The organism is Mesorhizobium sp. M0174 (assembly GCF_040322275.1).
GTDB lineage: Bacteria > Pseudomonadota > Alphaproteobacteria > Rhizobiales > Rhizobiaceae > Mesorhizobium.
This window is the reverse complement of the sequence record NZ_JAMYTB010000019.1, coordinates 39468-52373: the sequence shown is the minus strand read 5'-3', so window position 1 is coordinate 52373 and position 12906 is coordinate 39468. Positions and strand designations below refer to the sequence as shown.

Genomic DNA, 12906 nt, shown 5'->3' with positions numbered 1-12906 from the left:
CTGCCCGCGCAAGTTGAATGCCGAAAGCAATGCCAGACCTGGGAGAACGTGTCGACACACTTTGCGAGCAACTGGACTGCCGGTTCGCGTCGTGCTGAATTTTAGCGCATGATGCACAGAATTTCCGCCCGACCGGTCTCCCGGCGCAGTTTCCTGATGAAGGCAGCGGCCGTTGCCGCGGCCGGCGCCGTTTCGCGCCCGGCCTTCGGCCAGACCGGGCAGCGCATTCCGCCGATCGACGCCACCTTCCTGTTTATCGCTGATGTCCATGCCTGTCGCATGGCGAACGGATTGAGCCCGCACTGCGAGCAGGAAGGCAAGACCGACGCCGCCCTGCTGCGCAATGTCGCCGCACTCAACGGCGTCGGTGACAGACAATGGCCGGCTGAAATCAACGGCGTCGCCACCGGTCTGCATTCGACGGGCAATATCGGCACGCCGCTCGGCCTCGTCGTTGGCGGCGACATCACCGATGATGGTGGCGGCCAGATCACCCAGCCCAGCGAAGGCACGCAGCTGCTCCAGTTCAGCCAGCGCTACCAGCAGGGCGTTGGCCCCGACCGCGTGCACATGCCGGTCTATGTCGGCCTCGGCAATCACGACCTCGACCAGAACGGCCCACGCTCGCATGCCGACTGGTACCGCCGCGAAATGCGCGACTACGTCGAGGTCAATCACCGCCCCGGCGTTTTCTTCAAGCCGCCCGCGCCGGCGACCAACTACGATCTCGAGACCGATTGCTATTCATGGGATTGGGGCGGTCTGCATCTTGTCCAGACGCACCGTTTCGCCGGCGATACCGGCCATGGCGCAGTCAGCAGCCTGCCATGGCTGAAGCAGGACCTGCCGACCTATGCCGGCGACGGGCGCCCGGTCATCCTGTTCCAGCATTATGGCTGGGATAATTTTTCGATCGAAAGATGGGACGCCGCCGAGAAGACCTTCGACGACAACGGCACGGGCCCACCGCATTGGTGGAGCGAAGCCGACAGGCAGGCGCTGCTGGCTGTGCTGAAGGGCTACAACGTCGTCGGCATCTTCCATGGCCACCAGCACGCGACGCCGATGATCTATCACCGTGACGGGCTCGATTTGTTCAAGCCGAAGGCTGCCTTCATGGGCGGCTTTGCGTTGGCGCGGGTGACCGGCAGCAGCATGGATGTGGTTCTGGGCGAAGCCGCCGGAGATCATGGCGAGGTCGCCTTCACCAATGCGTACAGCAAAAGTCTGACTTTCTGACGGGCAGGAGAGGCCCAAAAAAGGCGGCCGAGCCGCCTTTTTCTGGTTTGCGAAGCGTCGGCGTCAAAGCGCCTTCTTCACCTTGTGCTTCACGTCGCCGTAAGCCTTCTGCATCTTGCCGGTCGCCTTGTCGACGTCGCCTTCGGCCTCGGTGCGCCTGTTGCCGGTGGCCTTGCCGGCGGTCTGCTTGACCGAGCCCTTGGCTTGCTTGGCAACGCCGGCAACCTGATCCTTGTTCACCATCTCGCATCTCCTGATCCGTTCGCCTGGAGAAACGGTCGCGGATCGCTTAGGTTCCGGGTTCGGCCCGTCGATTGGCATAGCTTCCGGTCGCGAAGCCGACAGGATAGGGTGCACCAGGACGCCCGAACAGACAGGGGCCGGAGGGACAATGGCTGAATTCACGCTCTTCATCGGCAACAAATGTTTTTCGTCGTGGTCGCTGAGGCCGTGGCTGGCGATGAAGTATCTGGAGATCCCGTTCGAGGAAGGTCTTGTGCGCCTGCGCACGCCCGAGACCGCGGCCAATCTGGCCAGGATATCGCCGACCGGCCAGGTGCCGGTGCTGAACCATCGGCTGCCGACTGGCGAGGTCCGGATCGTCTGGGAAACCCTTGCCATCCTTGAATATCTCGCCGAGCTGTTTCCCGGGAAAAAGCTCTGGCCGGCCGACATCGGCGCCCGCGCGCTGGCCCGCTCGGCGGCGACAGAGATGCATTCCGGCTTTCGCGAGGTCCGCTACGGCTGGCCGATGAATTTGCGCCGGCCAAAAGGCCACAAGCCGCTCGACGCCGAAGGTGAGGCACAACGGGCGCGCATCGAGGAGCTATGGCGCGAATGCCGCGAAAAATACGGCAAAGGCGGCCCGTTCCTGTTTGGCCATTTCAGCGCGGCCGACGCCATGTACGCGCCGGTCGTCACCCGCTTCGACACCTATGGCGGCACGCTGGCAACCGATACCCGCGCCTATGTCGACGCTGTGCTTTCGATGCCGGCGATGCGCCACTGGTATGCCGAGGCGGCGAAAGAGCCTTGGCCGGAGCCCGGCCCAGACGAATAGAGCCGAGCAACCCGCAAGCTGGTCTTCCACTTCGCCGCCCGCGGCCTATCTGAAAATCGGGCTGGGGCCTTGGAGAACTTCGCAATGACATCTGTTTCTTCCGCATTGGCCGGCAAGGTCGCGCTCGTTACCGGCGCATCGTCGGGCATTGGCGAGGCGACGGCTGCGGCTTTGGCCGCCGCCGGGGCCAAGGTGGCGATTGCCGCACGCCGGGCCGATCGCCTCGAAGCGCTGGCCGCGCGTATAGAAAGGGCCGGCGGCGCGGCGCTCCGCATCGAGGCCGATGTCACAAGCAACGATGATGTCACCGGCATGGTCGACAAGGTTGTCGACGAATGGAGCCGCCTCGACATCCTCGTCAACAATGCCGGGGTGATGCTTCTGTCGCCGGCCGCCGAGGCCGTGCTCGACGACTGGCGCCGCATGGTCGAGCTCAACCTGCTGGCGCTGATGGGGGTCACCAAGGCGGCGCTGCCGCATCTCAGGGCCGCCAAGGGTCACATCGTCAACGTCTCGTCGGTCGCGGGCCGTGTCGCCAATCCGGGGGCCAGCGGCTACGCGGCAACCAAGTTCGGCGTCGTCGGCTTTTCCGAATCGCTGCGCCGCGAAGTCTACGCCGACAAGGTTCGCGTCACCGTCATCGAGCCGGGCCTGGTGCGCACCGAGCTCGGCGACCACATCACCAATCCGGCGTTCAAGGCTGATCTGGACAAGCGGCTCGCCGCCATGGAGGCGCTGACCGCCGAGGACATCGCCGCGGCCATTCTCTACGCCGTGAGCCAGCCGCCGCACGTCAACGTCAACGAGATCGTCATCCGCCCGACCGACCAGGAACGATGACTGACATCGGATCTTTCGCTAGGCTTCAAACCCCGCCCGCAGGAAATCGCCACACTCCTCCACCAGCCGCGACGGGTCCCTCGCGAGGTAGACGCCGAAATCCGCCGTCGGCGCCGGCGGCAGGTTGAAGCGTCCGTTGAGGCTTTGGCAATCGGGCGGCAGCCCCTCCTGCAGCAGAAGCCCGATGCCAAGCCCGGCCCTTAGCGCCGAGATCAGCGTCGCAAAGGTCGACACGCGGCAGCCGATCTTCCAGCCGATCCCGGCCTCGGCGAGCGAAGCCAGCATCCTGTCCTGCCAGGAGCAGGCGCCTTCGAAGATGATCAGCGGCAGCTCGACCTCGTCGTCGATCTCGATCATGCGGCTTGCCGCCCAGACCAGCTGTCGCGACAGATGGCCTCGCGGCGCCATTGTGAAGCGCGCCGGATCGGCCATGACGATGTCGCATTTTCCTTCGCCCAGCGACTTGCTGAGATCGCTGCTGCTGGCCGATGTCAGTTCGATCTCCACGGAAGGATGCCGGCGCCGGAAGTCGGCGATGATCAACGGCAGCCGCGTTACCGCCAAATCCTCGACGATGCCCAGCCGGACACGGCCGACCAGCCTGCGGCCTTCTATCTTGCGCCTGGCATCGTCGCCGATCGCGATGGCCTTGCGGGCGAAGGCGAGCAGGATCTCGCCGGCCTCGGTCAGCGTCACGCCGCGCGGCGAGCGGTGCAGCAGCTCGGCACCCACTTCGCCCTCGAGGCGCTGAAGCTGCATGCTCACCGCCGCCTGGGTGCGGGCAAGCCGATCGGCCGCCCGGCTCACCGTCCCGGTATCGGCCACGGTGACGAAGGCGCGCAGCAGTCTGACGTCGATATCTCCGGTCATAAGAATTCCTGATAGCTGTGTCAGCACTATCAGGCTATCTGAAAGCCCGATCTGAATTCAAGGTCTGCTCGCACGAATGAAAGCAGGAGCAGCCACCTTGTCCTATAGAAGAAGATTTGAAGAGCTCGGTGTCGCCTGGCCGTCGCTCGAGCGGCCTGCTTTGCCGTTCTCGCCGACGGCTCGGGTCGCCGACATCGTCTATGTCTCCGGTCAGATCCCCGAGATCGGGCCGGATATCGCCGCAATCGGCCGGGTTGGCGCAGAGATCGATCTGGCTGCTGCGCGCAACGCCGCCCGGCTTTGCGCTGCCAACATCGTCTATTGGCTGGACAAGGAACTGGACGGCAATCTCGACCGCGTCGTGAAATTCGCCAAGCTGACCGTCTATGTGAATGCGGCGGCCGGCTTTTCGGCCTATTCGGAGGTCGGCAACGGAGCATCCGAATTTCTGCTCCATGTTTTCGGCGGGCGTGGCGAGCACGCCCGCTGCTCGCTCGGCATGGCCGGCTTGCCGGCCAATGTTCCGGTCGAAGCCGACGCTATCGTGCATGTCCGCTGATGCACCCCCAAAGCATGCCCTCGGGGCTTATCCGGGAGTGCGCAGTGAAACCAGAGGAGGCTTGGCTTGATAAGTGCAAATCTTGAGAGGCGGAAGGCGCTGGTTCTCGGCGGAGGCAAGGGCCTCGGTTTCGGCGTTGCCGAAGCGCTCGCGGCAAAAGGCGCCGAGATCATCGTGGTCGGACGAGGGAAGGCGACCCTGGATGCGGCGCAGCGCGCGATCGACGCCGCCGGCCACATCTGCTCGACCTTCAGCGCCGACCTCTCGGACAACGACAGCGTCTCCCGACTGATCCGTGCCGTCGAGGACGAGCATCAGCGGATCGACATCGTCCTGCTCAATGGCGGCGGCCCGCCGCCCTTCGCGGCCAGCGTCTTCGATGCGAGCGTCTGGGAGAAACAGTTCACCAGCATGGTGCTAAGCCAGATGCGCATCGCCATTTCGTTCCTGCCAGGCATGCGGGCGCGGCGCTGGGGACGCATCATCGCCGTTTCCTCGACTTCCGTCCGCGAACCGATCCCCGGCCTTACCGCTTCGAACGCGTTGCGTGCCTCGCTCGCCGGCTGGGCCAAGACGCTGGCCGGCGAAGTGGCGGCGGACGGCGTCACCGTCAACCTGTTGCTGCCGGGCCGTTTTGCGACGGACCGGACGAAAGAGTTCGACGCCATGGACGCAGCCGACAGGGGTGTCGACGCCGCCGTGATCGCCGCCGAGAGTCAGGCCGAAATCCCGGCAAAGCGTTATGGCACCCCCGCCGAGTTCGGCGCGGTCGCTGCATTCCTGGCCAGCGACGACGCCGCCTATGTCACCGGAGTGGCGTTGCCGGTGGATGGTGGACTCAGCCGCGGCATGCTGTGAGGGGCAGGTGATATGACGGCACGATTGCGTGCATCTCACAGGAACGCCCCTCGTGCCTTTTATCTGCGCGGGGGCGTCCTGTTTGTCGTCCGCCTTTCTCAAGATCGCTCTTTCGAGAACGGCTTTCGACATCGAAAAAATGCCCTGGCGCCGAAATGGTTCCCGGTTGGAGCAATTCCAGGACAAGCGTGAACGATTTTCCGTCCGGATTGCGAAAAAAAAAGAGCTCCAAGTGGTTTTTTGGCAGGCAATAGCCCGGCTTTTGCTGTCGGATTTGCCGGCGCGCCGGTCGCCGACGCGCGTCTCCGCGAGTGTCGCAAATCAAAAAATTGACACGGCGCGCAAAGAAGTCTATAAGAACTTTGTCGATGTTTGTTTGACCGACTTTTGTTATCCGCGTGCCAAGGCGCGCCTTTGACGAACTTCCCCATCAAAATCGAGACAAACGTTGTTGTGCATCCGCATGACGACGAACGAATATTTGCCATGGAAAGGGTTCGTTATGAGCACAGGCACAGTTAAATGGTTCAACGCCACCAAGGGTTTTGGTTTTATTCAGCCTGACGACGGTTCTGCCGACGTTTTTGTCCACATCTCAGCCGTCGAGCGCGCCGGAATGCGCGACATCGTCGAGGGCCAGAAGCTTGGCTACGAGATGGTCCGCGACAACAAGTCGGGCAAGATGTCCGCCGACCAGTTGAAGGCGGCCTAAAACGGAATTCAGCCTCACCGGTGACCACGGATGTACTGGCACCGGTGAATGGCTAATTCCAGCGCATGATCGCGGGAGGCTAAGTCCCAGCTCATGCGCATGAGAAGAACGTTTCTTTGCGCGTCTCTCGGGATGCGCGGGCGCTCTTATGGAAGGTCAGGCGGTGCCTGGCCTTTTTCATTTTTGCGCTTCGACCGCCGAAAGAGCGCTGCTCGACGGCCTGGACGTGCTAAGAGGCTGTTTCGAAATTCGCTCTGGCGAGTCATATGGTGGGTTCGAGAACCGGCGCGCAGCGGACATTTGGGTCCGTGAGCACCGGAAGCGCGGAAAACGCCATCAGATGGCCGTCAGAGTAGAATTTCCCAGCAATTTGAAACCGGCTGCCGTATTGCTTTGTGCGGGATCCTGGCCGAAAGACCAGTCTCGCCACCTTTGGGCGGCGCGCTCCGAACCGGGAGAAAGACCTTGACCGCAACTTCAAAAAAACTTCGCGACCAGGCTGAATCCATCTTCAGCAAGACGCGGACCCAGTCGATGTCGCTCGACCGGATCAATTCCGAACGGGATGCCGTCAGCCAGGCCCGCGAAGCCAAGACCGCGCGGCTGCGCGAACTGCGGCTGGAAAAGGAAGCCGATGACATGGCGGCAACGGCTGCGCTCGCGGCCTCGCCAAAACGCGCAGGCAAACGCTGATGGCCACCAAACGTGTGCCTCAAAAGGCGATCGCCGCTGATTCGACCATTGCCGATGTCGTGGCCGAACTCGACAAGCCGGTCGAATACGTCCGGCGCGTGCTCGAAAAGCTCGAGCGCTGCCGGCGTGTCCACGGCGATGCCCAGGTGCGGCTCGGCGTGCGCGGCCGCGCCGAATGCCCCAATTATCTGATCGAATACGTCCGGGAAAACGCCAAGACGCACGAGCGCGTGACCTTTCAGGACGCCGCCTACAGCGGCAGCACGCATCGCGAGCTGGCCCCCCGGCACATCGAGGAGGCCAGGAACTGGTCGCCCGAAGAAATGAACATCACGGCCGTTTCGGCGCTCATCGGCCGCCTTCGCAATCCGAACGCGCCATCATCGCGTTTCTCTGACGAGGATTGATATGGCAATCAAGTTTTCCGCCAAGGGGCAGCCGGCAGCGCCTGCTGCCGCCGTGAAGCCGGCCAAGCCGGCCGTCGCGCCAAAAACCGGCGAAGCCGCCGAAGCGGGCACCGATCTGTTCAGGTCGCCGGCCGAAGCGCCGCCGCGCAAGCCGAAGAAGAAATAGCGCCCTTGCAGCAGGATGCCGGCCGGAAATCGGCGCCAAGGCTGCTTGCCTTGGCGGTCGCAGAGGATTTTTCGTCGCCACAAGAGGGCGCCGACCCGGTTGCCTTCGATTGCCAGACCTGTGGCGCCTGCTGCGCCTACTCGTCAAGATGGCCGCGCTTTTCAACCGAGGATGACGCTCAGCTCGACCTTATCCCGCAAAAATACGTGGCTGCCGACGAAGCCGGCATGCGCTGCGACGGCGCGCGCTGTTCGGCACTGCGCGGCGAGGTCGGCAAGTCGACCGCCTGCGGAATCTATGAGATCCGTCCCGACGTCTGCCGCGCGTGCATGCCGGGCGATGACGACTGCCTGATGGCGCGCCGGGCTCACGGACTGCCGACGCTGTAATGACAGCACACGCGCTGGCGTCCCCAGTTTAAATTTCCTCAGTCGGATGATCGAAAGTCGCTGCGGTAGAGGCCGGGCGATCGTCCGGTCAACCGTTTGAATGCCTGCGAGAACGACGGCACCGATTCATATCCGACGGCGCGCCCGATCTCGCCAATATTCTGGTTCGTTTCCCGCAGAGCCTTGGCGGCAAGATTCATCCGCCATCGAGTCACATAGGACAGCGGCGGCTGTCCCACCAGTTGAGCGAAGCGACGCGCGAAGGTGGCTCGGGACTGTGCCGCGCCGCTGGCAAGGGAAGCGATGGTCCAGGGATTGCCCGGCCGCTCGTGGATCAGGCGCAAGGCCTGCGCAATGCCTTTGTCGCGCAAGGCGCCAAACCATCCCCCTGTTCCGAGTGGCTGATGTTCGATCCAGGCACGCAACAAGAAGATCAATGTGCTGTCGAGAAGGCGTGGGGCGACAATGTCGTGGCCGCCGAGATTGCCTTTCGCTTCGACCTGTAGAAGTTCCAGGGCAAGCCGCAGCGGCTCGCTGGTGTGGATCTGATTCCGGGTCAAATGAATCAGCGGAGGAAACAGCGAAACCATCGGATATGGCCCGACGCCGTCGAGTGAATATCTCGCACAAAGAAGAGTTGTCGCGCCGCTTTCGCTTTTCGGTTCCAGTCCGCTCCGATTTGCGGAAAGGACGGCGGATATCGATGCCGTCGGTGCACCCGCCGGATTGCAAAGGGCATGCCCGATACCGCTCGCGACAAGGATGACGTCTCCTTCGCCCAAGCGGATCGGCTCCTTTTCACCGGCTAGCCGCAACCAGCATTCGCCGTTCTGTATGACGTGGATGGCGGCATTCCTTGTCGGATCGACTGAAATACCCCATGGCCGATGCAGGGTCGCGCTGCCGATCATGGCGCTGCCAAATCGCAGCGAAGCAAGAACTTCGGACAAGGCGTCCATGAGAACCATCCTCCGACGATGAACCAGATGACGATATTAGACGATTGGATAAGAATCCAGGTGAATAGCGTATCGACCATCTCACAATCGCGACAGATTATGTTGGCAATGTCGGCGTGCGGACGCTTCTGTCCGCACCGGGCAGAAGCAGGCACCTGACGGAGCAAAACATGCGTGACGAACCATCAAATCCACTTCCAGCCAAGATTCATAGTTCGCTCGACACCAACAAGATGATCGTCCTGGACTTCATCGACAAAGCGGTAAACCAGGGCAACATCGAAGCTGCTTCGATGCATTTTGGCGAACGCTACATCCAGCACAATCCGAACATTGCGGATGGCGCGGACGGCTTCAAAGCCTATCTGCAGCAGCTCAAACAGTCATTTCCCCTCGTGAGGGGAGAGGTGAAGCGGATTTTTGCCGAACGGGATTTCGTCATCGTGCACATGCACGCAAAACGCGAACCGGAGGAGGAAGGCTTGGCCATCGTCGACATTTTCAGGCTGAAGGACAGCAAACTCGTCGAACACTGGGAAGTTCGGCAGCCCATCGCCGATAGCAAGCTGCACGCCAACAGCATGATCTGAATGCGCATAGGCTCTGAGGCTGGCTTGTGCCCGCACGTTTCGCTGATTACGCTGCCGGCGGCAGGGCCAACGCCGGGAGACCATCCGTGAGCATCGAATTCTTGTTGACGTCGCTGATTGTCGTGGCTTCGCCCGGCACCGGCGTTCTCTATACGCTGAGCGCCGGGCTTTCGCGTGGTGCGCGCGCCAGCATCATTGCCGCTGTCGGCTGCACGCTCGGCATTATTCCGCACATGGCGGCCGCTATCACCGGCCTCGCGGCTCTGCTGCATACGAGTGCGGTCGCCTTCGAAACGCTGAAATATCTCGGCGTCGCTTATCTTCTCTACATGGCCTGGAACACGCTGAAGGAGAAGGGCGGCCTGAGCGTCGACGAAGATGTCGCGCCGCGATCCGCCGGCAAGGTGATCGCCTCCGGCATTCTGATGAACATCCTCAATCCAAAGCTGTCGATCTTCTTCTTTGCCTTCCTCCCGCAATTCGTCAGCACCACCGAACCGCATGCGCTGTCGAAGATGCTGGAACTCAGCAGCGTCTTCATGCTGCTCACCTTCTTGGTCTTTGTCGGCTACGGCGTTTTCGCGGCGTCAATCCGCAGCCATGTCGTGTCGCGGCCAAAGGTGCTGACCTGGATGCGCCGTACCTTCGCCGGAGCCTTTGTAATGCTCGGCGCCAAACTGGCGCTGGCAGACCCGTAGAGAGCCTTATGCTTTCACATAGCCCATGGCCTCGACGATCTGCCCGTCCGCCACGCGCATCAGGTTAACGCCGCGCAGCGAATTGCCGTCGGCCATCCAGTAGCGCCAGCGGATCGTCGCCCGGTCTCCGGCGACGAAGGTTTCTTCGATGTCGAAGCGCGTGCCGGGTCCGGTCGCGATCGCCGACCACAGTTCGACGCAGGCGCCCTTGCCGATGCGGCGGCCGCCGTCCGGGGCCGGCGTGGTGTTCTCGATCACGCAGTCTTCCGCCACCAGATCGTCGAGCGCCGATGGGTCGTGGCGCTGGAAGACCTCGTTGTAGCGCCGCATGATCTCGGCCGTTTCGGCGGAGCGTTTGGCCGCGGCGATGTCGATGATGAGTTCCTGTGTCATTGGATATTCCTTTCCCTTCAGTGATCAGTAGCGGTTTCGATGAGGCGGGCCGTGAGCGTGATCACGGCGACGCCGGCCAGCGCCCGCGATACGAGGCAGCTCTCCTTGGCCGTCTGCGCCAGCCGCTCGAAATCCCCCGCCGCCAGCCCGGCGACGCTTGCCTCGGTCTCCAGCTCGATACGGGTCAGCGTCGGTCCGGCCGCGGTGGCGCCGAGATGGGCTTTCGCGATCGTGTGGATGCGCGCGGGGGTGTAACCTTCGCGGCCGAGAATGGCGCTTAGCGCCATCGAGAAGCAGCCGGCATGCGCCGCCGCAATCAATTCCTCCGGGTTGGTGCCGGGACCGTTCTCGAAACGCGACGGGAAGGAGTAGGCACCTTCGAAGACGCCGCTACCTAGTCTCAGCCGACCCGAACCTTCCTTCAACGATCCCTGCCATTGAGCTTCTGCTTCACGAATGGTCATTGCGTCTCTCCTTTTAGTTTGAGGCTCGATCGAATTTTGGGGGTGAACCAGTCAGGCGCCGTCGACGACCACTTTCCCGAAGACGTCGCCTTGCTGGAAATAGCGATAGGCGTCTTGGGCCTCGTCGAAGGCGAACACCTTGTCGATGACAGGCTTAAGCCGATGCACCGAGATGGCGCGCAGCATGGCTTCGAGGTTGGCGCGATTGCCGACGAACAGCCGGCTGATGGTGGCGAGGCTGCGTTGGTAGACCGGGCCGGGGATCTGCACCGTCCCGCCTTTCGCATCCTGTATGGTGAGAAGCACGATGCGCCCGTAAAGCGCGCAGGCGATCATCGATTGCGCGAAGGTCGGCGGGCCGCCGGTCTCGACGACGAGGTCGACGCCGCCGGTCTGCTCACGCACCGCAGCACCCCATTCCGGCATGCCGGCTGTCGAGACGACGAGGTCGGCGCCCAGCGCCCGCAGCCGGTCCAGCTTCTCGCTGCGCGAACTGACGGCCACGACCCGGCAGCCGAGCAGCTTGGCGAATTGCAGCGCAAACAGCGCGACGCCACCTGAACCGATGACAAGGACCCATTGGCCGGGCTTCGGCATTTCGGCCGCCGTCACCGCATTCCAGGCGGTCAGGCCGGCGCAGGTCAGCGTCGCCGCTTGATGCCAGTCGAGATGATCGGGAAGCCGCACCGCCCATTGCTCATCGAGCACCGCGTATTCGGTCAGCATCCCGTCCAGTGTGCAACCGAGCTGGTCGATCAGCCCGGCATTGATGTGGCCGTCGATCCAGCGCGCAAAATAGCTGCCGGTGATGCGGTCGCCGACGGCGAAGCGGGTGACGGAATCGCCGACGGCAACGACTTCGCCGGCACCGTCGCTCAGCGGGATAACGCCCTGGCGTGGCGCCAGTGGATAGGTGCCGTTGAGGATCATCGTGTCGCGGCGGTTGAGCGAAGCGGCGCGCACACGCACGGCGATCTCGTGTTGCTTCGGCGCCAGCTGCGCCTCGTCGCGCCTCACCAGGCGTTCGATTCCGCCGGTTCCTTCAAGGCGATAACTGCGCATATCGGCTCTCCTTCCCGAATATGTAGACTGATCTACATATTAAGTAGACCGATTGCTATATTGGACGCAAGGCCTATAGTGTTCACTCCTGACAGAGGTTGACATGGCGAACGACACCCGCACCCGTATGATCGAGACGACGGCGCGGCTGCTGAGGCAGCGCGGCTACCACGGCACGTCGCTCAACGACATCTTGAGCGCCTCAGGCGCACCGAGAGGCTCGCTCTACTTCCACTTTCCGGGCGGCAAGGACCAATTGGTCATCGAGGTGACGCGCGACAGCGTCGACGAGGTGACGCAGAGGCTGGGCGCCGCGCTCGCCGCCGAAAAGGACCCGGCGGTGGCTGTCCACCACATCTACCAGTCTGTCGCCCGCATGCTGGAAGACAACCAGTTCACGCTCGGTTGCCCGATCGCGCCCGTGGTGCTGGACTCGCCGGCAGACATGCCGGAGTTGGCCGAATTGTGCCGCTCGGCTTTCGAGCAGTGGATAGGCTTGCTCAGGGCCGCCTTCGTCAGGGCAGGGGTGCCCGAGCGCCGTGCGCACGCGCTCGCATTGCTGGTCGAATCATCGCTGGAAGGGTTGATGGTGATCGCACGCGCCACCCACGACCGTGCCCCTGTGCTGGCAGTAGCCGATGAAGTCGCGGCGCTGATTGAGGGTGCATTGCCTGCCAAAATCTCACCCTCGCGGCGGATTGACGCCGCCGTCTGAGCGGGCAAACCGCTAAGCAAAGCAAACAAAAAGGGCGACCTCTCGGCCGCCCTTTCCGTATCTGAAGGTAGATGGGTTGGATTGGAAATCCATGCCGCCACTCAAGCCCGCTTGCGGGCTTGAGCAACGTGAGTTCATGGGCGTGCTTTATGGACTTCTTAGAAGTCCATGCCGCCACTCAAGCCCGCTTGCGGGCTTGAGCAACGTGAGTTCATGGGCGTGCTTTATGGAC

At 62.7% G+C, this 12906-nt stretch carries 20 protein-coding genes; 14 read left to right on the top strand and 6 right to left on the bottom strand.

Going from position 1 to position 12906, the window contains the following annotated elements:
• The first annotated feature begins 108 nt into the window (after positions 1-108).
• Positions 109-1239 carry a metallophosphoesterase gene (locus tag NKJ13_RS25425; protein ID WP_352778732.1) on the top strand — a complete coding sequence of 377 codons (1131 nt, stop codon included), beginning with the start codon at positions 109-111 and terminating at the stop codon, positions 1237-1239.
• A gap of 63 nt (positions 1240-1302) precedes the next feature.
• Here the strand turns inward: NKJ13_RS25425 and NKJ13_RS25420 are convergent, their stop codons facing one another.
• On the bottom strand, positions 1303-1482 hold the full coding sequence (locus NKJ13_RS25420; RefSeq protein ID WP_352479307.1) for a CsbD family protein: 180 nt from the start codon (positions 1480-1482) through the stop codon (positions 1303-1305).
• Positions 1483-1630: 148 nt separating this feature from the next.
• On the opposite strand from NKJ13_RS25420, the gene NKJ13_RS25415 reads away from it, so the two are divergent.
• Together NKJ13_RS25415 and NKJ13_RS25410 are read left to right on the top strand one after the other, a co-directional pair.
• Entirely contained in the window at positions 1631-2299 is a 669-nt protein-coding gene (locus NKJ13_RS25415; RefSeq protein WP_352740287.1) for a glutathione S-transferase family protein, read from the top strand.
• Positions 2300-2383: 84 nt separating this feature from the next.
• Positions 2384-3139, top strand: a complete 756-nt coding sequence (locus NKJ13_RS25410; RefSeq protein ID WP_352740286.1) for an SDR family NAD(P)-dependent oxidoreductase — start codon at positions 2384-2386, stop codon at positions 3137-3139.
• 18 nt (positions 3140-3157) lie between these two features.
• Here NKJ13_RS25410 and NKJ13_RS25405 read toward each other — a convergent pair whose 3' ends face one another.
• Positions 3158-4009: a LysR family transcriptional regulator gene (locus tag NKJ13_RS25405; RefSeq protein WP_352778730.1), complete on the bottom strand. Its 852-nt coding sequence runs from the start codon at positions 4007-4009 to the stop codon at positions 3158-3160.
• A gap of 97 nt (positions 4010-4106) precedes the next feature.
• Here NKJ13_RS25405 and NKJ13_RS25400 point away from each other — a divergent pair, with 97 nt between their 5' ends.
• The 8 genes from NKJ13_RS25400 to NKJ13_RS25365 all read left to right on the top strand — a co-directional run bounded on the left by NKJ13_RS25400 (position 4107) and on the right by NKJ13_RS25365 (position 7793).
• A complete protein-coding gene (locus NKJ13_RS25400) occupies positions 4107-4568 on the top strand; it encodes a RidA family protein (protein WP_352740282.1) in 462 nt (153 codons plus the stop codon).
• A 66-nt stretch (positions 4569-4634) separates the two neighbouring features.
• Positions 4635-5426 carry an SDR family oxidoreductase gene (locus tag NKJ13_RS25395; RefSeq protein ID WP_352740280.1) on the top strand — a complete coding sequence of 264 codons (792 nt, stop codon included), beginning with the start codon at positions 4635-4637 and terminating at the stop codon, positions 5424-5426.
• Between the two features lie 52 nt (positions 5427-5478).
• Positions 5479-5844, top strand: a complete 366-nt coding sequence (locus NKJ13_RS25390) for a hypothetical protein (RefSeq protein ID WP_352740278.1) — start codon at positions 5479-5481, stop codon at positions 5842-5844.
• 84 nt (positions 5845-5928) lie between these two features.
• Positions 5929-6138, top strand: a complete 210-nt coding sequence (locus NKJ13_RS25385; RefSeq protein WP_010915421.1) for a cold-shock protein — start codon at positions 5929-5931, stop codon at positions 6136-6138.
• Positions 6139-6603: 465 nt separating this feature from the next.
• Positions 6604-6831 (top strand): hypothetical protein, encoded by a 228-nt coding sequence (locus NKJ13_RS25380; RefSeq protein WP_352740276.1) that lies wholly within the window; start codon positions 6604-6606, stop codon positions 6829-6831.
• Entirely contained in the window at positions 6831-7238 is a 408-nt protein-coding gene (locus NKJ13_RS25375; RefSeq protein WP_352740274.1) for a hypothetical protein, read from the top strand. Before NKJ13_RS25380 ends, NKJ13_RS25375 begins: the two co-directional genes overlap by 1 nt.
• Position 7239: 1 nt before the next feature.
• The gene (locus tag NKJ13_RS25370) at positions 7240-7404 is read left to right on the top strand and encodes a hypothetical protein (protein ID WP_254820654.1); all 165 of its coding nucleotides are present in this window, start codon (positions 7240-7242) and stop codon (positions 7402-7404) included.
• Between the two features lie 50 nt (positions 7405-7454).
• The gene (locus NKJ13_RS25365; RefSeq protein WP_352508882.1) at positions 7455-7793 is read left to right on the top strand and encodes a YkgJ family cysteine cluster protein; all 339 of its coding nucleotides are present in this window, start codon (positions 7455-7457) and stop codon (positions 7791-7793) included.
• A 38-nt stretch (positions 7794-7831) separates the two neighbouring features.
• Here the strand turns inward: NKJ13_RS25365 and NKJ13_RS25360 are convergent, their stop codons facing one another.
• On the bottom strand, positions 7832-8752 hold the full coding sequence (locus NKJ13_RS25360) for an AraC family transcriptional regulator (protein WP_352740272.1): 921 nt from the start codon (positions 8750-8752) through the stop codon (positions 7832-7834).
• A 170-nt stretch (positions 8753-8922) separates the two neighbouring features.
• Here NKJ13_RS25360 and NKJ13_RS25355 point away from each other — a divergent pair, with 170 nt between their 5' ends.
• Entirely contained in the window at positions 8923-9342 is a 420-nt protein-coding gene (locus NKJ13_RS25355) for a nuclear transport factor 2 family protein (RefSeq protein ID WP_352778728.1), read from the top strand.
• 86 nt (positions 9343-9428) lie between these two features.
• The gene (locus NKJ13_RS25350) at positions 9429-10040 is read left to right on the top strand and encodes a LysE family translocator (RefSeq protein WP_352740269.1); all 612 of its coding nucleotides are present in this window, start codon (positions 9429-9431) and stop codon (positions 10038-10040) included.
• Between the two features lie 6 nt (positions 10041-10046).
• Here the strand turns inward: NKJ13_RS25350 and NKJ13_RS25345 are convergent, their stop codons facing one another.
• The 3 genes from NKJ13_RS25345 to NKJ13_RS25335 are packed head-to-tail and all read right to left on the bottom strand — an operon-like array spanning position 10047 to position 11959.
• Complete coding sequence (locus NKJ13_RS25345; RefSeq protein ID WP_352740267.1) at positions 10047-10433, bottom strand: nuclear transport factor 2 family protein; 387 nt, start codon at positions 10431-10433, stop codon at positions 10047-10049.
• 17 nt (positions 10434-10450) lie between these two features.
• Positions 10451-10897 carry an OsmC family protein gene (locus NKJ13_RS25340; protein ID WP_352479320.1) on the bottom strand — a complete coding sequence of 149 codons (447 nt, stop codon included), beginning with the start codon at positions 10895-10897 and terminating at the stop codon, positions 10451-10453.
• 51 nt (positions 10898-10948) lie between these two features.
• Complete coding sequence (locus NKJ13_RS25335) at positions 10949-11959, bottom strand: zinc-dependent alcohol dehydrogenase family protein (RefSeq protein ID WP_352706946.1); 1011 nt, start codon at positions 11957-11959, stop codon at positions 10949-10951.
• 103 nt (positions 11960-12062) lie between these two features.
• On the opposite strand from NKJ13_RS25335, the gene NKJ13_RS25330 reads away from it, so the two are divergent.
• Positions 12063-12674 carry a TetR/AcrR family transcriptional regulator gene (locus NKJ13_RS25330; RefSeq protein WP_352479322.1) on the top strand — a complete coding sequence of 204 codons (612 nt, stop codon included), beginning with the start codon at positions 12063-12065 and terminating at the stop codon, positions 12672-12674.
• Positions 12675-12906 lie beyond the last annotated feature (232 nt).